The following is an 18811-nucleotide window of genomic DNA, read 5'->3' as shown; positions in this document are numbered from 1 at the left end:
CGGGCCGGTCCTGGCGCGTACGCGCAGGTCAGACGAGGGGTGCCCCGCTGCCGGCGAGGACCTCGGGACGCAGCAGTTCCGCGAGCCGCTCGGCGGGCAACAGGCCCTTCTCCAGGACGAGTTCGGCGACCCCACGGCCGCTGGCGAGGGCCTCCTTGGCGATGTCGGTGGCCGCCGTGTACCCGATGTGCGGGTTGAGGGCGGTGACCAGGCCGATGGAGTTCTCGACGGAGGCGCGCAGGGCCTCGGTGTTGGCGGTGATGCCGTCGACACAGCGCTCGGCCAGGGTCAGGCAGGCCCGCTGGAGGTGGGTGATGCTCTCCGAGAGGGAGTGCAGGATGATCGGCTCGAACGCGTTGAGCTGGAGCTGTCCGGCCTCCGCGGCCATGGTGATGGCGACGTCGTTGCCGATGACCTCGAAGGCGACCTGGTTGACCACCTCGGGGATGACCGGGTTGACCTTGCCGGGCATGATCGACGAGCCGGCCTGGACGGGCGGCAGGTTGATCTCGCCCAGCCCCGCACGCGGTCCGGAGGAGAGCAGCCGCAGGTCGTTGCAGCCCTTGCTGAGCTTGACCGCGATCCGCTTGAGCACGCCGGACATCTGCACGAACGCACCGCAGTCCTGGGTCGCCTCGACCAGGTTGGCGGCGGTGACCAGGGGCAGTCCGGTGATCGCGGCGAGGTGCCGGCGGGCCGATTCGGCGTATCCGGCGGGCGCGTTGAGGCCGGTGCCGATGGCCGTGGCGCCGAGGTTGATCTCCTGGATCAGCTCGACGGCCTCGGCGAGCCGGCTGCGGTCCTCGTCGAGCATCACGGCGAAGGTCGAGAACTCCTGCCCGAGCGTCATGGGCACCGCGTCCTGCAACTGCGTACGGCCCATCTTCAGCACGTCGCGGAACTCGACGGCCTTGCGCCCGAAGGAGTCCTGGAGGACGGCCATCGCCCGGAGCAGCCCGCGCACCGCGAACACCGTCGCGATCTTGACGGCGGTCGGGTAGACGTCGTTGGTCGACTGACCGAGGTTGACGTCCTCGTTGGGGTGCAGGTACTCGTACCGCCCCTTCTCGTGCCCGAGCAGTTCCAGGGCCCGGTTCGCCACGACCTCGTTGGCGTTCATGTTGGTGGACGTCCCGGCCCCGCCCTGGATGACGTCGACGACGAACTGGTCGTGCAGCCTGCCGTCCCGGATCTCCCGGCAGGCGGCGACGATGGCGGCGGCCTTCGCGGGCGCCAGCAGCCCCAGTTCCTCGTTGGCGAGGGCGGCGGCCTCCTTGACGGCGGCGAGGGCGTCGATCAGATGGGGGTAGGCGGATATCGCCGTGCCGGTGATGGGGAAGTTCTCCGTGGCCCGCAGGGTGTGCACACCCCAGTAGGCCTCGGCGGGCACCTCGCGGTCGCCGAGCAGATCGTGTTCGCTACGGGTGGTCATGGCTCCTGATTTCAAGAGAGTGAGGGTGAAGCGCCCCGTGAGGGCGCGGGGCGCTTGTCGATGTGCGGCTCCGCCGCGGGGGCGCGACCGGCCGCACCCGGCCCGCAGCCGCCGGACGGTGTTTCGGCCCGCCCCGCTAGTCGCAGGGCGAGACCGGAACCGAAACCGGCTCCAGCGACCGAACGGGCCGCACGCGCCCGACCTCCCGCCCGCCGCCGAGCAGCGCCTCCCCGGCGAACCCGCTCAGCGGCTCGGGATCGACCCCGGCCCGCGCCAGCGCCGCCGCGGTCACCGGCACCCGCGCCCGGTCCGCCCCGTCGGCGATCTTCACGGCGACGGCGCGCCCGTCCGGCAGTGCCGCGACCTCGACGCCCTCGTAGCCGTCCTTGGCCAGCAGCCCCGGCACGGCCCGCATCAGCGCGGCCACGTCCCGGCCCGCCCCCGACGCCATCTCCGCGTGCTCGCGCATCGCGTCGGCGACGAGGGCCTCCGGCGTGCCCGGCGCCGCGGACACGATCCGCGACACGGCCCGCGCGAGTCCGTGCAGGGAGACGGAGAACAGCGGGGCGCCGCAGCCGTCGACCGTCGTACGGGCGACGCGCTGCCCGGTCAGGTCCTCGACGATCTCGGCGATCGCCTGCTGGAGCGGATGGGCGGGATCGAGGTAGTCGTCCAGCGACCAGCCGTTGAGCTTGGCGGTCCACAGCATCGCCGCGTGCTTGCCGGAGCAGTTCTGCGCGAGCCGCGAGGGCTGCCGGCCCTCGCGGATCCAGGTGTCCCGGACGGCGGGCCCGAACGGCATGTCGGGGACGTTGCGCAGGTGGTCCTCGGTGAGGCCGGCGAGGCCGAGGATGCGCCGGGTCCCGGCGAGATGGCGTTCCTCGCCGGAGTGGCTCGCGGCGGCCAGCGAGAGCAGGTCGCCGTCGAGGCCGAGCCCGGCCCGCAGCATGGCCACGGCCTGCACGGGCTTGAGGGCCGAGCGCGGGTAGAACGCGGCCTCGATGTCGCCGAGCTGGAACTGGACCCGGCCGTCGGCGCCGAGGACGACGACGGAACCGTAGTGGATGCCCTCGACGACCCCGCCGCGGACGAGGTGGGCGACGGGGGCGTGCAGGGGTTCACGGACGACGGGTGCGTCCGCGGGGGAACTGCTGTACATCACTTCCTGGTCTCGGGTGAGTCGGGACGGACCGGTACGCGGGTCACGCGTCGGCTCCGGTGGACGGGGCCGCCGTGCGGCGGCGGACGGCGTACCATCCGGCGACCAGCGCGGCGACGATCAGCGGCAGGCACAGCACGGTGGTGCGTCCGGCGCCGCCGTCGGCGTACATGAGGACCAGGACGGTGGCGAGGAAGGCCAGCGTCACGAGTTCGGTCCAGGGGGAGCCCGGCAGTCGGTAGCCGGGGCGGACGAGTTCGCCCCGCTGGGTCTTCCGCCAGAAGAGCAGGTGGCAGAGCATGATCATGCCCCAGGTGGCGAGGATGCCGATCGCCGCGAAGTTGAGGACGATCTCGAACGCGTCGGCGGGGACGACGAAGTTGAGGCCCACGCCGAGCACACAGATACCGCTGGTCAGCAGGATTCCGCCGTACGGCACCTGGCTGCGGCTCATCCTCGCGGTGAACTTCGGGGCGGAGCCGTTGACGGCCATGGAGCGCAGGATGCGGCCGGTGGAGTAGAGGCCGGAGTTGAGCGAGGACATGGCCGCGGTGAGGACGACGAGGTTCATCACGCCGCCGGCCGCCGGGACGCCGATGTGGGAGAGGACGGTGACGAAGGGGCTCTCCCCGGCCGTGTACTTGTTCCAGGGGAGCAGCATCGACAGCAGGACGACCGAGCCGACGTAGAACAGGCCCACGCGCCACATGATCGAGTTGATCGCCTTGGGCATGACCTTCTCGGGGTTCTCGGTCTCACCGGCGGCGACGCCCACGAGTTCGACGGAGGCGTAGGCGAAGACGACGCCCTGGATGATCAGGAGCATGGGCAGCAGGCCGTTGGGGAAGACGCCGCCGTTGTCGGTGATCAGCGAGGGGCCGGGGGTCGCGCCGTCGACGGGGTGCTGGGTGACCAGCAGGAAGATGCCGATGCACATGAAGATCACCAGCGCGCTGACCTTGACGATCGCGAACCAGAACTCCAGTTCGCCGAAGATCTTGACCGAGATGAGGTTCACGGTGAGGACCACGGCGAGCGCTATGAGGGCGATCACCCACTGCGGGATGTCGGAGAACATGCCCCAGTAGTGGGTGTAGGTGGCGACCGCGGTGATGTCGGCGATGCCGGTGGTGGCCCAGTTCAGGAAGTACATCCAGCCCGCGGTGTAGGCGCCCTTCTCGCCGAGGAACTCCCGGGCGTACGACACGAAGGCGCCGGAGGAGGGGCGGTACAGGACGAGTTCGCCGAGGGCGCGCACGACGAGGAACGCGAAGACACCGCAGACCGCGTACGCGACGAAGAGGGAGGGGCCGGCGTCGGCGAGGCGGCCGCCGGCGCCGAGGAAGAGGCCGGTGCCGATGGCGCCGCCGATGGCGATCATGTTGACGTGCCGGTGCTTCAGCGACTTGCTGTAGCCGTGGTCTCCGGCGTCGACGTGACGGGACGAGGGGAGCGTCTCGTCTTTGAGGTGCTGTTCGCTCACGCCTCGGTTCCGCCTTCCAGGTGCTGGTCCGCGCGCGCGGGGCGCACGATGTGGGTGAGGGTGGTCTCGACGCGGTCGAGGTGGTGGCTCATGGCGTCCACGGCGTCGGTCTCGGAACCGTCGACCAGGGCCTCGACGATGGCCCGGTGCTCCTGGTTGGACTGCTCGCGGCGGCCGCCCAGTTCGTTGAGGAAGGCCGACTGACGCGCCAGCGCGTCCCGGATCTCCTCGATGACCCGGCGGAAGACCGGGTTCTGGGCGGCCTCGGCCACGGCGAGGTGGAAGAGGGTGTCCATCGCGACCCACGCGGTGGTGTCCGTCTCCCGCTCCATGCGGTCGAGCAGGTGGGCCAGGTGGTCGAGGTTCTCCGGGGTGCGGCGCAGTGCCGCGTACCCGGCGACCGGGATCTCGACGTGCCGGCGTACTTCCAGCAGGTGGCTGGCCGCGTAGTCGCCGAAGGTGGGGTCCTCCACGGCGTTCGCGACCACGAAGGTGCCCTTGCCGGTCTTGGAGACGGTCAGGCCCATCGTCTGCAGGGCCCGCAGGGCCTCGCGCAGGACGGGCCTGCTGATCTCCAGGGTGCGGCAGAGCTCGGCCTCCGAGGGCAGTTTGCCGCCCACGGCGTACTCGCCGCGCTCGATGGCGGCTCGCAGGTGCGCCAGCACCGCCTCCATGGCGCTCACGCGCCGCGGGGGCTGTCCGGCTGTCGGGCTGTCTGACAGGTTCACGGGTGAGATGTTCCGGGTTGCGGGACGAGGCTGTCAAGGTGTCGCGAAAGGAAACATTCACGGGGTGCGACACCTGAATGCGCAGGCGTCACACCCCGTGGTGGAGCGGTGACCCGTGGGACGGCGGCCGGTCAGGCGTTGACGGTGCCCGTGGCGAGGAGGCCGAAGAGCAGCAGGCCGACCACGATCCGGTAGATCACGAAGGCGTTGAAGGAGTGCTTGGCGACGAACTTCAGCAGCCAGGCGATGGAGGCGTAGGCGACCACGAAGGAGACGACGGTGCCGACGGCCAGCGGGGCGGCGCCGACGCCCGCGCCGAGGGCGTCCTTGAGCTCGTAGATGCCGGCGCCGGTCAGGGCCGGGATGCCGAGGAAGAAGGAGAGGCGGGTGGCGGCCACGCGGTCCAGGTCGAGGATGAGCGCGGTGGACATGGTGGCGCCGGAGCGGGAGAAGCCGGGGAAGAGCAGGGCGAGGATCTGCGAGCAGCCGACCAGCATCGCGTCCTTGAAGGAGGTGTCGTCCTCACCGCGCTTGTGGCGGCCCATCTGGTCCGCGCACCACATGACCCCGGAGCCGACGATCAGCGAGCCGCCGACCACCCACAGCGATCCGAGCGCGCCGTCGATCAGCGGCTTCGCGGCGAGACCGACCACGACGATCGGGATGGTCGCGTAGATCACCCACCAGGCGAACTTGTAGTCGTGGTGGTAGCGCTCCTCCTTGTTCGTCAGACCCCGGAACCAGGCGGAGACGATCCGCTTGATGTCCTTGAAGAAGTAGACGAGCACGGCGGCGATGGCGCCCACCTGGATGACGGCGGAGAACCCGACGACGGAGCTGTCGTCGACGGGGATGTTCATGAGCCCCTCGGTGATCTTGAGGTGTCCGGTGGAGGACACGGGGAGGAACTCGGTCACCCCCTCGACGACACCGAGGACGGCGGCCTGACCGACGGAGATGGCGCTCATGGGATCCAGTTCTGCAGAGTTGGTCGACAGTGCTGTAGACAGTCTTACAACGGACGGTTGTGAGGCAAGTCCTACGCCGCCCACAGGGACCGGGCGATCGCCACACCGGCGAAGGCCGCCCCGAGACCCGCCACGAGACCGGCGACGACGTTGACGGCAGCGTAGAGCCCGGCGCCGGTCTCGGTCAGCCGCAGGGTCTCGTAGGAGAACGTCGAGTACGTCGTGAGCGCCCCGCACAGCCCGGTGCCCAGCAGCAGCTGGAGGTGGGGGCCCGCGGCGCCCGCCGAGGCCGCGCCGGTCAGCAGGCCCAGGACCAGGCAGCCCACGACGTTCACCACGAAGGTGCCCCACGGGAAGACGGAGTCGTGCCTGGCCTGTACGGCGCGGTCGGTGAGGTAGCGCAGCGGCGCACCGACGACGGCACCGGCGACGACCAACAGCCAGTTCACAACGACTTCTTACCCTTCGGGTCCGATTTGCCGGGGTTCGGCTCCCGGCCGACGTACCGGATGACCTCGCAGTCGTCGAGGGTCACGAGTCCCTCGGTGACCAGTTCGTCGAGCTGCGGCAGGAACGCGCGGATCCGCTCCTCGGTGTCCACGACGACGACCGCGACCGGCAGGTCCTCGCTGAGGGACAGCAGCCGCGCGGTGTGGATGCGGGAGGAGGCGCCGAAGCCCTCGACGCCCCGGAAGACGCTGGCGCCCGCGAGCCCGGCCGCGTGGGCGCGGTGCACGATCTCCGTGTAGAGGGGCTTGTGGTGCCAGATGTCGTCCTCGCCGATGTAGACGGTCAGGCGCAGGGCGCGGCCGGTCAGTCTCGTCATCGCCGCCTCCGGGTGAGGACCCGCCGGGTCAGGTTCGCCGCGCACCACACCGCCGCGAGGGCGGCGCACAGGGTCGCGGCGAGATAGGCCAGGCCCGTGGCGGGCCGGCCGTGGTCGACGAGCTTCTGGATGTCGACCGCGTAGGTGGAGAAGGTGGTGAAGCCGCCGAGCACGCCGGTGCCGAAGAAGGGGCGGACCAGACGGTGGACGGGTCTGCCCTCGGTGACCAGGACGAGGAACGCCCCGATGACCGCGCAGCCGGCCACGTTGGTCCAGAAGGTCGCCCAGGGGAACCCTCCGGGGGCCGTGGGCAGGGCCAGGGCGAGTGCGTAGCGGGCCACGGCACCGAGCGCGCCGCCGGCGGCGACCACCGCGACGACCGGCACCTGGGTACGCCACTCGGCCCGGCGTCCGGGGGCCGGCTGGACACGGATGCTCTCGGCTTCCGGGGCTGTCATCGGTCGTACGTCTCCTGTTCGGCACCGCCCCGACGGGGCCAACAGGGTACCGCCGGGCGTACCCGCCGGTCACTTCGCCGCGGGGGCCGTGCAGACCGCGACGCCGGGTTCGAGGACGCTGCCGAGGACCAGGTGGCGGCCGGTCGCGCAGACGCTGGTGACCATCCGGAAGCCGGAGTGGCGGCGGACCAGGTGGTGGACGACCTGGCCGGTGTCGTCCAGGGCCATGACGGCGACGGTGCCGGCGGGACGGTAGGGGGCGTGCACGGCGGCGCGCGCGGCGGCACGGCGGACGGCGGCCGGGGTGCGGTGCAGGAGGTCGAGCGGCGGGTTGCGGGGGCCGGCCAGGGCGACCCAGACGAGGTCGCCGTCGCGCCACATGTTGTCCGGCATGCCGGGCAGCTCGGCGAAGAGCTCGGCGCGTCCGGCCCGGGGGCCGGTGAGCCAGTGGCGGGTGAGCCGGTACGCGCCGGTCTCCGCGACGATCAGGAAGGTGCCGTCGCCGCTGACGGCCAGCCCGTTGGCGAACTGGAAGCCCTCCCCCACCGCTTCGGGCGTCGCGGCGCCGGGCGCGAGGCGCAGCAGCCGGCCGGTGGCGCTGTGCTCGACGATGTCCCCGATCCACTGGTCGAGCGGGAACCGGCGGCTGGACACGGTGAAGTACACGGTGCCGTCGGGCAGGGCGACCACGTTGCTCGCGAACCTGAGCGGCTCGCCCCCGACCGAGTCGGCGAGGACGCGCACGACACCGTCGGCGAGGCCCACGCGCAGCAGCCCGCGTTGCGCGTCGCACACCAGCAGGTCGCCGTCCGGGAGGAGTTCGAGGCCCAGCGGGCGGCCGCCGGTCTCGGCGAGCACCCGGACCCGGGCGGTGTCCGGGTCGCCGAGGCCGTCCAGGCGCAGGATGCGGCCGTCGTCGACGCCGGTCAGCACGCGGCCCTCCGGATCGGTCACGACGTCCTCGGGGCCGCGGCCGCCGACGGCGACGTAGTGGAGGGGTACCAGGCGCGCGGGTCGGTCCATGCTCCCCATGGTGACAGGCGGAACCGGTCTCACCAGCCCTTCTCGAACATCCGGGCCACCTCGGCGATCCGGATCTCGTCGCGCCGGTAGTAGATGCGGTGCCGGACGCGCTTGACGCGCAGCAGGCCGAAGCGAGTCAGCAGGCCCAGATGGGTGCCGGCCACCTTGCGGGAGACGCCGAGCTTGGCGGCGACGGCCCGGGCGGTGACCCCGTCCTCGGTGAGGTCCGCGTGGCGCTGGGGCGGGAAGTGGGCCGGCGGGTCCTTGAGCCAGTCAAGAATGTCCAGGCGCCCTGTGCTCCGGGAGTTCCTCAGCATCCGACCGGCCTCCGTCCCTGCCTCCTCGCGTTCCGGGTTCCCACTCTCCCGCAGCCGAAGCCGCCACGTCAGGGACTCGGCGAGCGTTGTCCGAGACCGGACCGCCGGGCCAGATCGGCCGGTTGGCGCCTTGTCCGGGGACGTGCCCCCGGACAGGGCGGAGGGGCCCGGCCGTCCCCTTACGACCGGACCCCCCGTCAGTGGCGGTTCAGCGGTGGCTGAACCACGCCATGGAGGACAGCGCCTTGTCGTCGTAGCCGAACAGGGCCTGGTTCTCCCAGCCGTTGCCGGAGCTGGCGTCGGTCGGGTCCCAGCCGTTGCCGGTGACGGCGGTCCAGGTCGCCTCCCAGTAGAAGACGCCGAGGCCACGGCCGTTCGGGACGGCCTCGACTATGTTGGCGACGGCGTTCATCCAGGCCAGCTGGCCGGCGACGGTGGCCGGGTAGCCGGTGACCAGTTCACCGCTGGTGTCGATGATGTTGGTCGTGGAGTCCTCGGAGTCCAGCCGGAACGGGTAGGCGGACTCCGCGATGTAGACCGGCTTGCTGTAGCGCGAGGCCACGTCGTCCAGGGTGGTCTGGGCGGCGGCCAGCGAGCCGTGCCAGTAGCCGTAGTACGACAGCCCGATCACGTCGTAGTTGATGCCGTAGGTCTTGGCGTTGTCGAACCACCAGCGGACCGTGGCGTCGTCGCCGGCGTTGGCCAGGTGCAGGGCGACCAGCGTGCCGGAGGAGACCGCCTTGGCCGCGCTGTAGCCGGAGTTGATGAGGCCGGCCAGCTGGGACCAGTTGTCCGTGGAGCCCTCGGACCAGAGCATGCCGCCGTTGATCTCGTTGCCGATCTGGACCATGTCGGCGGTGGTGCCCTGGGCCTTCAGGGCGTTGAGGACGTCGTAGGTGTGGTTGTAGACGTCCGTCTTGAGCTGGCTGTAGCTGTGGCTCGCCCAGGCGGCGGGCTTGGTCTGCGCGCCCGGGTCGGCCCAGGTGTCCGAGTAGTGGAAGTCGACCAGCAGCTTCATGCCGGCCGCCTTGACGCGCTTGGCCACGGCCAGCACGTGCGCCTTGTCGTTGTAGCCGTCGGCCGGGTTGACCCAGACCTTGAGCCGGGCGTAGTTCATGCCCGCGCTGCCGAGGATGGTGACCGCGTCGCCGGTCGTCCCGGAACTGGTCTTGTAGACACCGCCGTAGGCCTCGCTCTTGGCCAGGGAGGAGATGTCGGCGCCCTTGATCGACAGCCCGGTGGAGCCGGAGGCGAAGCTGAGGTCGTCGACGTTGATCCAGTTGCCGGCGTTGGCGTCGGAGTAGATGCTCACCGTGCACTGGTTGTTGGTGACCGAGATCGAGTCGACGATCCGCACCCAGCTGCTGGTGGAGACGGGCAGGTCGGTGCGCTGCTCGGAACTCCCGCAGTTCTTCAGGGAGATGTAGGCGGAGTTCTGACCGCCGCCGGAGCGGACGTACGCGGTGAGCGTGTAGGTGCCGTTGGTCAGGCCGGTGAGGGTCTGGTAGGTCTCCACCTTGTAGGCGGAGGCGGAGTAGTGGCTCAGCCGGTAGCTTCCGCTGTGTCCGCCGGCCTCGGTGTAGGAGGCGGAGGTGGTGCCGGACTCGGTCCAGCCGGTGGGGGCGGCCACCCCGGCTCCGTCGGACTCGAAGCCCGCGTTGGTGAGGGTGGAGGCGGCCTGCGCGGCCTGTACGGGAAGGGCGGTGAGGGCGAGCCCGGCCAGGAGCGGCAGCAGCAGGGCCCTGATGGTGCGTCTGGGATGGAACATCATCGTCCGTCGTCCCTTCGACGTGACTGGGAGGGGTGTCCTCCGGCGGGGCCGGAGGAGAGCCCCTCCGTCCGCGGCCCTCGTTGCGGCTGCGGGCGGAGGGGAGCATCTGCGTGCCCCTCGGGGCACGGTCAGCCGTCGAGCCTCACGACCCGCACGGCGCCGGCCGGGACCGCGAGGCGGCCCGCGGCGCGTTCGCCCGTCAGCAGTTCGGTGCCGTGCGCCTCCAGCGGCACCTTGGCATCGGTGGCGGTGTGGTTGATCGCGAACAGGAAGGTGCCCGACTCGCCGGTGCGGCGGACGACCTCGACGTCGCGGGGCAGTTCGGCGCGGGGCGCGATCCGGGCGTCCTCGGCGGCCCGGCCCAGGAGCGTGTCCAGGCCGTGGGCGTCCAGCCGTGTGGACACGTACCAGGCGGTGCCCTCCCCCAGCCGGTGCCGGGTGACCGCGGGGTGGCCGGCGGTGAGTCCGTCGGTGTAGGACCACACGGTCTCGGCTCCGCGCGGGACCACGAACTCGGTCCACACGTCGCCGGTCAGCTCGGCGCCCTCGGGTCCGGTCAGGCGCACCCGCTGGTCCTTCAGCAGCGGCGAGAACTCCTCCACGGTGAGGCCGAGGGTCTCGCGCAGGGTGCCCGGGTAGGCGCCCTCGTGCACGGCGTCGTGCTCGTCGACGATCCCGGAGAAGTACGAGACGACGAGGGTGCCGCCGTTCTCGACGTACTCCCGGAGGTTGTCGCCCGCCGCCTCCGTCATCAGGTAGAGGGCCGGTACGACGACAAGGGGATAGGCCGACAGGTCGCCTTCCGGGTGGGCGAAGTCGACGGTGAGGTGCCGGTCGTAGAGGGCCTCGTAGAAGGCGTCGGCGCGCTCGCGCGGGTCGTGGTCCTCGCTGGGGCGCCACTGGAGGTTCTGCGCCCACCAGGACTGCCAGTCCCACAGGACGGCGACGTCGGCCCGGGTGCGGCTGCCCCGGATCTGGCTCAGCGAGTCGAGCGAGGCGCCGAGTTCGACGACCTCGCGCCACACGCGGGTGTCGGTGCCGCCGTGCGGGATCATCGCCGAGTGGAACTTCTCGGCGCCGCGCCGGGACTGGCGCCACTGGAAGAACATCGCGCCCTCGGAGCCGCGGGCCACGTGGGCCAGGGAGTTGCGGGCCATCTGGCCGGGCGCCTTGGCCGGATTGCGCGGTTGCCAGTTGACGCCCGAGGTGGAGTGTTCCAGGAGCAGCCAGGGGGCGCCGCCGGCGACCGAGCGGGTGAGGTCGGCGGCCATCGCCAGGTTGACGTGGGTGCGGCGGCCGTCGGTGATCAGGTAGTGGTCGTTGGTGACCAGGTCGACCTCGCGGCCCCAGGCCCAGTAGTCCATGGAGTCGCACTGGCTGAGGGCGGTCATGAAGTTGGTGGTGACCGGGACGCCGGGCGAGAGGCGGTGCAGGATGTCCCGCTCCGCGCGGAAGTTCTCCCGGATGGTGGCGTCGGCGAACCGCTTGTAGTCCAGGGCCTGGCCCGGGTTGCCGACGGTCGGGGTGGCGCGGGGCGGGTTGATCTGCGCCAGGTCGGTGTAGTGCTGGCCCCAGAAGGCGGTGCCCCATGCCTTGTTGACGCCGTCGACGCCGCCGTGGGTGTCGGCGAGCCAGCGGCGGAAGTGGGCGGCGCAGGAGTCGCAGTAGCAGGCCGAGACGGGGACGCCGTACTCGTTGTGGACGTGCCACATCGCGAGCGCCGGGTGGTCGCCGTAGCGCTCGGCGAGCTTGGTGGTGATGGCCGCGGCGGCCGCGCGGTAGTCGGCGTTGGAGTGGCAGATGGCGCCGCGCGAGCCGAACTCGTAGCGCACTCCCTCCGCGGTCACCGGCAGGGCCTCGGGGTGCGCCCGGTAGAACCAGGCGGGCGGGGTGACGGTGGGCGTGCCGAGGTCGACGCGGATGCCGTTCTCGTGCAGCAGCCCGAGGATCCGGTCCAGCCAGCCGAAGTCGTACTCGCCCGGCGCCGGCTCCAGCAGGGCCCAGGAGAAGATCCCGACGCTCACCATGGTGACCCCGGCCTCGCGCATCAGCCGGACGTCCTCCTGCCAGACGCTTTCCGGCCACTGCTCGGGGTTGTAGTCCCCACCGAAGGCGAGCCTGGTAAGGCCCCTGGGGGTGGTGTCCGGCATGGATGTCTCCCGTTTAATCGATCATTTGGGAACGTGCACACACATTGATCGTGGCGTGAGCCCAACATAACCGCACAGCAACAACCATTGACAAGTGTCCGGGATGTTTCTCTACTGTGAACGCTCACAGAGCAGGGCACGGACTCGCGACGGGCGATGATCCGCGTCTGCGCTGTCCGGAAAGCTCACACATCTGCATGGCAGGTCCCCGCGACGGGCGGGGACCCAGGTCAGGGGAGAGATCCATGCCGCACACGAAGCGCCGTCGCCTCGTGACAACCGCCGTCGCCATCTCGCTCGGCGCCACCGCCCTCGCCGCCTGCGGCTCCTCCGACGACAGCAAGGCCGACTCCGGTCCGGTCAAGCTGACGTTCTGGAGCTGGGCACCGGGCATGGACAAGGTCGTCGACCTGTGGAACAAGGGTCAGGGCAAGAAGGACCAGATCACGGTCACGTTCAAGAAGCAGGCGTCCGGCGACTCGCTGGTCACCAAGATCCTCACCGCGCACAAGGCGAAGTCCGGCCCCGACCTGGTGCAGGCCGAGTACCAGGCGCTGCCGACGCTGGTCAGCAACGGCGCCGTCGCCGACATATCGAAGGAGATCGGCGACGCCAAGAGCGACTTCGCCGACGGTGTCTGGCAGCAGGTCACGCTGGGCACGGACGCGGTGTACGCGGTGCCGCAGGACATCGGCCCGATGATGTTCTACTACCGCGCGGACCTCTTCAAGAAGTACGGCCTGACGGTCCCCACCACCTGGGACGAGTTCGCCGAGACCGCCCGCGCGCTCAAGAAGAAGGCGCCGGACGTCGACCTGACCACGTTCTCCGCCAACGACTCCGGTCTCTTCGCGGGCCTGGCCCAGCAGGCCGGCGCCAAGTGGTGGACCACCTCCGGCGACAAGTGGAAGGTCGCCATCGACGACGCGGCCACCCAGAAGGTCGCCAAGTTCTGGGGCGGCCTGGTCAAGGAGGGCGCCATCGACAACCAGCCGATGTACACCCCGGCCTGGAACAAGGCGCTGAACACCGGCAAGCAGATCGCCTGGGTCAGCGCGGTGTGGGCACCGGGCACCCTGACCACGGCCGCGCCGGACACCAAGGGCAAGTGGGCCATGGCCCCGCTCCCCCAGTGGTCCGCGTCCGACAACGTCACCGGCAGCTGGGGCGGCTCCTCCACCGCCGTCACCACCGACTCCAAGCACCAGGCGGCCGCCGCCAAGTTCGCGGCCTGGCTGAACACGGACGGCGACGCGGTCAGCGCGCTGGCCAAGGAGGGCGGCATCTACCCGGCCGCGACGAACGCCCAGACCAGCGGCGCCTTCACCAACCCGCCGGAGTACTTCTCGAACCAGGCGGACTTCTACACCGAGGCCGCGAAGATCGCGAAGACCACGGCGCCCTCCGCGTGGGGCCCGAACGTGAACGTCGCCTACACGTCCTTCAACGACGCCTTCGGCGCCGCCGCGAAGAACAAGTCGGACTTCGTGACCGCCCTGAACACCATGCAGGACGCCACCGTCGCCGACATGAAGAAGCAGGGCTTCGAGGTCTCTCAGTGACCAGCCCCCACGGCCGGAAGTCGTACGGGGTCAAGGGGGCCCCGTACGCCTTCCTCCTCCCCTCCGCACTCCTGTTCGCACTGTTCTTCGTGCTGCCCATCGGGTACGCGGTCTGGCTCAGCTTCCGCAAGGTGCACGTCTCCGGCCTCGGCCTCGGCGCGGGCGCCCGCAGCGAGGTCTGGGCCGGCCTGGAGAACTACACCCAGGCCCTCGGCGACAGCGAGTTCTACGGCGGCGCGCTGCGCGTCCTCGGCTACGGCTGCATCGTCGTCCCGGTGATGCTGGGGCTCGCCCTGCTGTTCGCCCTGATGCTCGACTCCGAGCGGGTCCGCCTCGCCCCGTTCACCCGGCTCGCGATCTTCCTGCCGTACGCCATCCCCGGCGTGGTGGCCGCGCTGCTGTGGGGCTTCCTGTACCTGCCGGACGTCAGCCCCTTCTACTTCGTGCTCGACCGGCTCGGCCTGCCGCAGCCCGACCTGCTGGACGGCGGGCCGCTGTACCTGGCCCTGTCCAACATCGCGGTCTGGGGCGGCACCGGCTTCAACATGATCGTCATCTACACCTCGCTGAGGTCCATCCCGGCAGAGGTGTACGAGGCGGCGAAGCTGGACGGCGCCACCCCGGTGCAGGTCGCCCTGCGGATCAAGATCCCGATGGTGGCGCCCTCGCTGGTGCTGACCTTCTTCTTCTCGATCATCGCGACGCTCCAGGTCTTCAACGAGCCGACCACCCTCAAACCCCTCACCAACTCGGTCAGCACGACCTGGAGTCCGCTGATGAAGGTGTACGTCGACGCCTTCGGCAAGGGGGACATCTACTCGGCGGCGGCCGAGGCGACCCTGATCGCCGTCGCCACGCTGGTGCTGTCCTTCGGGTTCCTGCGGGCCGCGAACCGCCGAAGCAAGCAGGAGGCAGCACAGTGAGTTCTCTTGCCGTCCGCAAGGCCGCCCCGGCCGCCGGCACCACCCCGGGCACCGCCCAGGGCCCGCCGCTGCGCCGCCGGGTCGCCCTGCTCCCGACGATCACGCTGCTGCTCGGCGCGGTCTACACGCTCCTCCCGGTCGCGTGGGTGGTGATCGCGTCCACCAAGTCCGGCAGCGAGCTGTTCTCCACGTTCACCTTCCTGCCCGGCACCGGCCTCGCCGGCAACCTCAAGGACCTCAACGCCTACCGCGACGGCATCTACTGGCGCTGGATGGGCAACTCCGCCCTCTACGCCGGTCTGGGCGCGCTGCTGTCCACGGGTGTCTCGGCGGTCAGCGGCTACGCCCTGGCGACCTACCGGTTCAAGGGCCGCGAGCCGATCTTCAACGTGCTGCTCGCGGGCGTGCTGATGCCCCCGATCATCCTGGCCGTCCCGCAGTACCTGCTGCTCGCCAAGGCCGGCCTCGCGGACTCCTACCTGTCCGTGCTGCTGCCGCAGATCCTCTCCCCCTACGGGGTCTACCTCTCGCGCGTCTACGCGGCCGCGGCGGTGCCCTCCGACGTGGTGGAGGCCGGGCGGATGGACGGGGCGAGCGAGTGGCGGATCTTCACGCGGATCGCGATGCCGATGATGATCCCCGGCATGGTGACGGTCTTCCTCTTCCAGTTCGTCGCCGTGTGGAACAACTTCCTGCTGCCGTACATCATGCTGAGCGACGACGAGAAGTTCCCGCTCACGCTCGGCCTGTACACGCTGCTGGCCCAGGGTTCCAACCAGCCCGCGCTCTACACGCTGGTGATCACCGGCGCGTTCCTCGCGGTGATCCCGCTGATCGCGCTCTTCCTCGTCATTCAGCGCTTCTGGAGCCTTGACCTGCTGTCCGGGGCCGTAAAGTCATGACCATGAGCAGTAATGCGGGGGGCCGGCGCAGACCACCGACGATCCACGACGTGGCGCGCGAGGCCGGTGTCTCGCGCGGCACGGTCTCGCGGGTGCTCAACGGCGGGCACTACGTCAGCCCCGCCGCGCAGGAGGCGGTCAACGACGCCATCCGCAGGACGGGTTACGTCGTGAACCGGCACGCCCGTTCGCTGATCACCGGGCGCTCGGACTCGGTCGGCTTCCTGCTGACCGAGCCCCAGGAACGGTTCTTCGAGGACCCCAACTTCAATGTGCTGCTCAGTGGTTGCACCCAGGCGCTGGCCGGGCACGACATCCCGCTGCTGCTGATGCTGGCGGGCACCAAGGACGAGCGGCGCCGCATCACGCGGTACATCACCGCCGGCCACGTCGACGGGGTGCTGCTGGTCTCCAGCCACTCCGGCGACCGGGTCGCCGAGGAGCTGCGCGAGGCGGGTGTGCCCCTCGTGCAGTGCGGCAAGCCCATGGGGCCCGGCTCCAAGGTGAGTTACGTGGCGGCGGACGACCGGGACGGCGCCCGGGACATGGTCCGGCACCTGCTGGACGTGGGGCGCCGCCGGATCGGCATGATCACCGGTCCGCTGGACACCCCGGGCGGTGTCGACCGCCTCGCCGGCTACCGGGAACTGCTCGCGGAGGCGGGCGTCGGGTTCGACGAGCGGCTCGTCGTCCCCGGCGACTACAGCCGGGCCAGCGGCGAGGCGGGCGCCGAGCGGCTGCTGGCGCAGGCCCCCGACATGGACGCGCTGTTCGTGGCCTCCGACCTGATGGCGCAGGGCGCCCTCGCCGCGCTGCACCGGGCCGGCCGCCGGGTGCCGGATGACATCGCTGTCGGCGGTTTCGACGACTCGGTCGCGGCGACGGAGGCGGTCCCCGCCCTGACCACGATCCGCCAGCCGTACGACCGCATCAGCGCGGAGATGGTGCGGCTGCTGCTGGCGCAGATCGGCGGGGAGGACCCCGCGGCAGTGATCCTGCCGACGGAGCTGGTGGTCCGCGACTCCGCGTGAGCGGGGCCGGGGCCCGAGGGGCGCAGGACCGGTCAGGATCGGAGAAGCCGTGGCGGGCCTGCCCGGCCTAGCGTGGGATCACCGGCGAGAACCCGCCGGGTCACCCGTCGCAGAAGGAGAACGTCCCATGAGCGCAGGCGTGCAGACGATCATCTACCCCGTGAAGGACGCGGAGCGGGCCAAGGCCGTGTTCGGGGCGCTGCTGGGCGTGGAGCCGTACGCCGACACGCCGTACTACATCGGGTACAAGGCCGCCGGGCAGGACGTCGGGCTCGACCCCAACGGGCACGCCCAGGGGCTGACCGGGCCTACGCCGTTCTGGCACGTCACCGATCTGCGGGAGCGGCTGGCGGCGCTGCTGGAGGCGGGCGCCGAGCTGGTCCAGGACGCGCGGGACGTCGGCAACGGGCGGCTGGTCGCCTCGGTGCGGGACGCAGACGGCAACATGGTGGGGCTGCTCCAGGACCCGGTGGCCTGACCCTCCCGCGGCCGGGCCGGCTCCGCCGGAGGACTGCTTGCACCCGCACTAGTTGCACACACAACAATTTGCCGGATCGGTGCTACGGTGCGGGTATGGCAGTCAAGACGGCGGAGGCCCGGCTGGAGCAGCGGTGGCGGGACATCCTGTCGGTGCACGCGCGCACGATGTGCGAGATCGACCGGGTGCTGCATCCGCACGGGCTGGGCGCGAGCGATTTCGAGGTGCTCGACCTGCTGGCCACCGAGACGCCCGCGGAGGGCGACCAGTGCCGGGTGCAGAACCTGGTGGGACGGGTCCATCTGAGCCAGAGCGCGCTGTCCCGGCTGATCGGGCGGCTGGAGAAGGACGGCCTGGTGGAGCGGTCGGTCTGCGTCGAGGACCGGCGGGGCGTGTGGGTGGCGCTCACCGCCAAGGGGCGGGCGCTGCACGGTGAGGTACGTCCGCTCCAGCGGGCGGTGCTGGAGCGGACGCTGCCGGCGGACGCGCCCGCCTAGAGCGCGAACTCGATCCCGTCCGGGAGGACCTCCACCCCCTCCTCGGCCACCAGGGCGCGGGCCCGGGAGGCCGGGTCGACCAGGGGGTTGGTGTCGCCGAGGTGGGTGTAGATCCGGCGGGCATGCGGGTGGCGGGCCAGCGCGGCGAGGCTGCCGTGCGGGCCGGCGACCGGGAGACGGCCCGGGGCCGCCCGGCCGGGGCCCGAGCGCACCGCCATGGCCGTCTCGTCGGCGCTGTAGAAGGTGCCGTCCAGCAGGACGCAGTCGGCGTCCGCGCACAGCTCGTCCAGGACGTCGCTCCAGGCGCCGAGACACGGGGCGTAGACCAGGACTCCCCCGGTGGCCAGGTCCTCCACCCGGTAGGCGGTGACCCAGCGGCCGTCGGCGGCGGCGAGCGCGGGCGGGACGTGGCGCGGGGCCCCGGCGCTCATCGGGTGGGCGGTGACGACCAGTCCGCCGGCCAGCACGAAGCCGCCCTCGGCCAGGCTGTCGGCCCAGGTCCAGGGGGCGTGGCGGTCCAGGGCGCCGCGGACCGGGGCCAGGAGCGCCTGGACCGGCGGTGCCGCGTACACCCTGAGGTCCGGCGCCCCGCGCAGCACGGCCAGGCCGGTGATGTGGCCGGCCTCGGCGTCGGTGAGCAGCACTCCGCGCAGCGGGGTGTCCCGGGGTCCCGGTCCCGGCCAGAGCGCGGCGGTGGCGGTGAGCTGGGTCCGGATGTCCGGGGAGGCGTTGAGCAGCCACCAGTCCCGGCCGTTGCCGGTCAGCGCGACGCACTCCTCGGTGCGGGCGGGCAGCTTCCCGTCCCGGGCGGCGGCGCACCGCCGGCAGGCGCAGTTCCACTGCGGGAACCCGCCGTCGGCGGCGGTGCCCAGCAGGACGACCCTCACGACCATCCGCCCCTCTCGCGCGCCTTTCCCCGCCCCTTCGTGGGATCTTCCCTCAGGACGGGCCGCGCAGTCCGTGGGCGGGGGGAAGTTCCGGCCGACCTTCGGCGGGCCGCCGGTCCACCGGGCGGCGGGGCGGGATCGGCTCCGAGGGGACGTCCCGGGGGCCGGTCCACGGGGCGGGTACGGCGCCGCGGCGGCGGCACAGCGCGCAGGCGA

The 18811-nt window shown here is 71.3% G+C and carries 19 protein-coding genes; 6 read left to right on the top strand and 13 right to left on the bottom strand.

Annotation, left to right across the window (positions count from 1 at the left end; translation table 11 throughout):
- Positions 1 to 28 precede the first annotated feature (28 nt).
- The 12 genes from aspA to ACZ619_RS27805 form a co-directional block, all read right to left on the bottom strand.
- Entirely contained in the window at positions 29 to 1432 is a 1404-nt protein-coding gene (gene aspA / locus ACZ619_RS27860) for an aspartate ammonia-lyase (protein ID WP_469604354.1), read from the bottom strand.
- Positions 1433 to 1568: 136 nt separating this feature from the next.
- A complete protein-coding gene (locus tag ACZ619_RS27855) occupies positions 1569 to 2591 on the bottom strand; it encodes an asparaginase (protein WP_469604352.1) in 1023 nt (340 codons plus the stop codon).
- A gap of 43 nt (positions 2592 to 2634) precedes the next feature.
- Positions 2635 to 4074 carry an amino acid permease gene (locus ACZ619_RS27850; protein ID WP_469604350.1) on the bottom strand — a complete coding sequence of 480 codons (1440 nt, stop codon included), beginning with the start codon at positions 4072 to 4074 and terminating at the stop codon, positions 2635 to 2637.
- The gene (locus ACZ619_RS27845) at positions 4071 to 4748 is read right to left on the bottom strand and encodes a FadR/GntR family transcriptional regulator (RefSeq protein ID WP_469604592.1); all 678 of its coding nucleotides are present in this window, start codon (positions 4746 to 4748) and stop codon (positions 4071 to 4073) included. Before ACZ619_RS27845 ends, ACZ619_RS27850 begins: the two co-directional genes overlap by 4 nt.
- 185 nt (positions 4749 to 4933) lie before the next feature.
- On the bottom strand, positions 4934 to 5770 hold the full coding sequence (locus ACZ619_RS27840; RefSeq protein ID WP_469604348.1) for an undecaprenyl-diphosphate phosphatase: 837 nt from the start codon (positions 5768 to 5770) through the stop codon (positions 4934 to 4936).
- Positions 5771 to 5841: 71 nt separating this feature from the next.
- Positions 5842 to 6219, bottom strand: a complete 378-nt coding sequence (gene crcB / locus ACZ619_RS27835; RefSeq protein WP_469604346.1) for a fluoride efflux transporter CrcB — start codon at positions 6217 to 6219, stop codon at positions 5842 to 5844.
- Positions 6216 to 6596 carry a DUF190 domain-containing protein gene (locus ACZ619_RS27830; RefSeq protein WP_469604343.1) on the bottom strand — a complete coding sequence of 127 codons (381 nt, stop codon included), beginning with the start codon at positions 6594 to 6596 and terminating at the stop codon, positions 6216 to 6218. The genes crcB (ACZ619_RS27835) and ACZ619_RS27830 overlap by 4 nt, the downstream gene beginning before the upstream one ends.
- Complete coding sequence (gene crcB / locus ACZ619_RS27825) at positions 6593 to 7054, bottom strand: fluoride efflux transporter CrcB (protein ID WP_469604340.1); 462 nt, start codon at positions 7052 to 7054, stop codon at positions 6593 to 6595. The genes ACZ619_RS27830 and crcB (ACZ619_RS27825) overlap by 4 nt, the downstream gene beginning before the upstream one ends.
- Positions 7055 to 7123: 69 nt before the next feature.
- Complete coding sequence (locus ACZ619_RS27820) at positions 7124 to 8077, bottom strand: SMP-30/gluconolactonase/LRE family protein (protein WP_469604337.1); 954 nt, start codon at positions 8075 to 8077, stop codon at positions 7124 to 7126.
- 29 nt (positions 8078 to 8106) lie between these two features.
- On the bottom strand, positions 8107 to 8394 hold the full coding sequence (locus ACZ619_RS27815) for an ArsR family transcriptional regulator (protein WP_469604334.1): 288 nt from the start codon (positions 8392 to 8394) through the stop codon (positions 8107 to 8109).
- A 208-nt stretch (positions 8395 to 8602) separates the two neighbouring features.
- On the bottom strand, positions 8603 to 10162 hold the full coding sequence (locus ACZ619_RS27810; RefSeq protein ID WP_469604589.1) for a glycosyl hydrolase 53 family protein: 1560 nt from the start codon (positions 10160 to 10162) through the stop codon (positions 8603 to 8605).
- A 131-nt stretch (positions 10163 to 10293) separates the two neighbouring features.
- The gene (locus tag ACZ619_RS27805) at positions 10294 to 12315 is read right to left on the bottom strand and encodes a beta-galactosidase (RefSeq protein WP_469604331.1); all 2022 of its coding nucleotides are present in this window, start codon (positions 12313 to 12315) and stop codon (positions 10294 to 10296) included.
- A 245-nt stretch (positions 12316 to 12560) separates the two neighbouring features.
- Between ACZ619_RS27805 and ACZ619_RS27800 the strand changes: the two genes are divergently transcribed.
- From ACZ619_RS27800 to ACZ619_RS27775, 6 genes are all read left to right on the top strand, one after another.
- Positions 12561 to 13877: an ABC transporter substrate-binding protein gene (locus ACZ619_RS27800; RefSeq protein WP_469604328.1), complete on the top strand. Its 1317-nt coding sequence runs from the start codon at positions 12561 to 12563 to the stop codon at positions 13875 to 13877.
- The gene (locus ACZ619_RS27795) at positions 13874 to 14800 is read left to right on the top strand and encodes a carbohydrate ABC transporter permease (protein WP_469604325.1); all 927 of its coding nucleotides are present in this window, start codon (positions 13874 to 13876) and stop codon (positions 14798 to 14800) included. Before ACZ619_RS27800 ends, ACZ619_RS27795 begins: the two co-directional genes overlap by 4 nt.
- Complete coding sequence (locus ACZ619_RS27790; RefSeq protein WP_469604322.1) at positions 14797 to 15702, top strand: carbohydrate ABC transporter permease; 906 nt, start codon at positions 14797 to 14799, stop codon at positions 15700 to 15702. Before ACZ619_RS27795 ends, ACZ619_RS27790 begins: the two co-directional genes overlap by 4 nt.
- Positions 15699 to 16733, top strand: a complete 1035-nt coding sequence (locus tag ACZ619_RS27785; protein ID WP_469604320.1) for a LacI family DNA-binding transcriptional regulator — start codon at positions 15699 to 15701, stop codon at positions 16731 to 16733. Before ACZ619_RS27790 ends, ACZ619_RS27785 begins: the two co-directional genes overlap by 4 nt.
- 127 nt (positions 16734 to 16860) lie before the next feature.
- Entirely contained in the window at positions 16861 to 17211 is a 351-nt protein-coding gene (locus ACZ619_RS27780) for a VOC family protein (protein WP_469604319.1), read from the top strand.
- A 95-nt stretch (positions 17212 to 17306) separates the two neighbouring features.
- Positions 17307 to 17708, top strand: coding sequence for a MarR family winged helix-turn-helix transcriptional regulator (locus tag ACZ619_RS27775; protein WP_469604316.1), 402 nt, complete (start codon positions 17307 to 17309; stop codon positions 17706 to 17708).
- Here the strand turns inward: ACZ619_RS27775 and pqqB are convergent.
- Positions 17705 to 18601: a pyrroloquinoline quinone biosynthesis protein PqqB gene (gene pqqB, locus ACZ619_RS27770; protein ID WP_469604314.1), complete on the bottom strand. Its 897-nt coding sequence runs from the start codon at positions 18599 to 18601 to the stop codon at positions 17705 to 17707. The genes ACZ619_RS27775 and pqqB overlap by 4 nt on opposite strands.
- Between the last annotated feature and the right edge of the window lie 210 nt (positions 18602 to 18811).

The sequence above is a fragment of the Streptomyces sp. NPDC104367 genome (assembly GCF_055583825.1).
This window is presented reverse-complemented; position numbering and strand designations above follow the sequence as displayed.

Bases quoted from the DNA above. Each gene is read 5' to 3' on its own strand.
- ACZ619_RS27800 (WP_469604328.1), top strand. From the start codon at position 12,561: ATGCCGCACACGAAGCGCCGTCGCCTCGTGACAACCGCCGTCGCCATC.
- crcB (WP_469604340.1), bottom strand. From the start codon at position 7,054: ATGACAGCCCCGGAAGCCGAGAGCATCCGTGTCCAGCCGGCCCCCGGA.
- ACZ619_RS27775 (WP_469604316.1), top strand. From the start codon at position 17,307: ATGGCAGTCAAGACGGCGGAGGCCCGGCTGGAGCAGCGGTGGCGGGAC.
- ACZ619_RS27780 (WP_469604319.1), top strand. From the start codon at position 16,861: ATGAGCGCAGGCGTGCAGACGATCATCTACCCCGTGAAGGACGCGGAG.
- ACZ619_RS27785 (WP_469604320.1), top strand. From the start codon at position 15,699: ATGACCATGAGCAGTAATGCGGGGGGCCGGCGCAGACCACCGACGATC.
- ACZ619_RS27810 (WP_469604589.1), bottom strand. From the start codon at position 10,162: ATGTTCCATCCCAGACGCACCATCAGGGCCCTGCTGCTGCCGCTCCTG.
- ACZ619_RS27805 (WP_469604331.1), bottom strand. From the start codon at position 12,315: ATGCCGGACACCACCCCCAGGGGCCTTACCAGGCTCGCCTTCGGTGGG.
- ACZ619_RS27830 (WP_469604343.1), bottom strand. From the start codon at position 6,596: ATGACGAGACTGACCGGCCGCGCCCTGCGCCTGACCGTCTACATCGGC.
- ACZ619_RS27845 (WP_469604592.1), bottom strand. From the start codon at position 4,748: ATGGAGGCGGTGCTGGCGCACCTGCGAGCCGCCATCGAGCGCGGCGAG.
- ACZ619_RS27815 (WP_469604334.1), bottom strand. From the start codon at position 8,394: ATGCTGAGGAACTCCCGGAGCACAGGGCGCCTGGACATTCTTGACTGG.
- aspA (WP_469604354.1), bottom strand. From the start codon at position 1,432: ATGACCACCCGTAGCGAACACGATCTGCTCGGCGACCGCGAGGTGCCC.
- ACZ619_RS27840 (WP_469604348.1), bottom strand. From the start codon at position 5,770: ATGAGCGCCATCTCCGTCGGTCAGGCCGCCGTCCTCGGTGTCGTCGAG.
- ACZ619_RS27855 (WP_469604352.1), bottom strand. From the start codon at position 2,591: ATGTACAGCAGTTCCCCCGCGGACGCACCCGTCGTCCGTGAACCCCTG.
- pqqB (WP_469604314.1), bottom strand. From the start codon at position 18,601: ATGGTCGTGAGGGTCGTCCTGCTGGGCACCGCCGCCGACGGCGGGTTC.
- ACZ619_RS27820 (WP_469604337.1), bottom strand. From the start codon at position 8,077: ATGGACCGACCCGCGCGCCTGGTACCCCTCCACTACGTCGCCGTCGGC.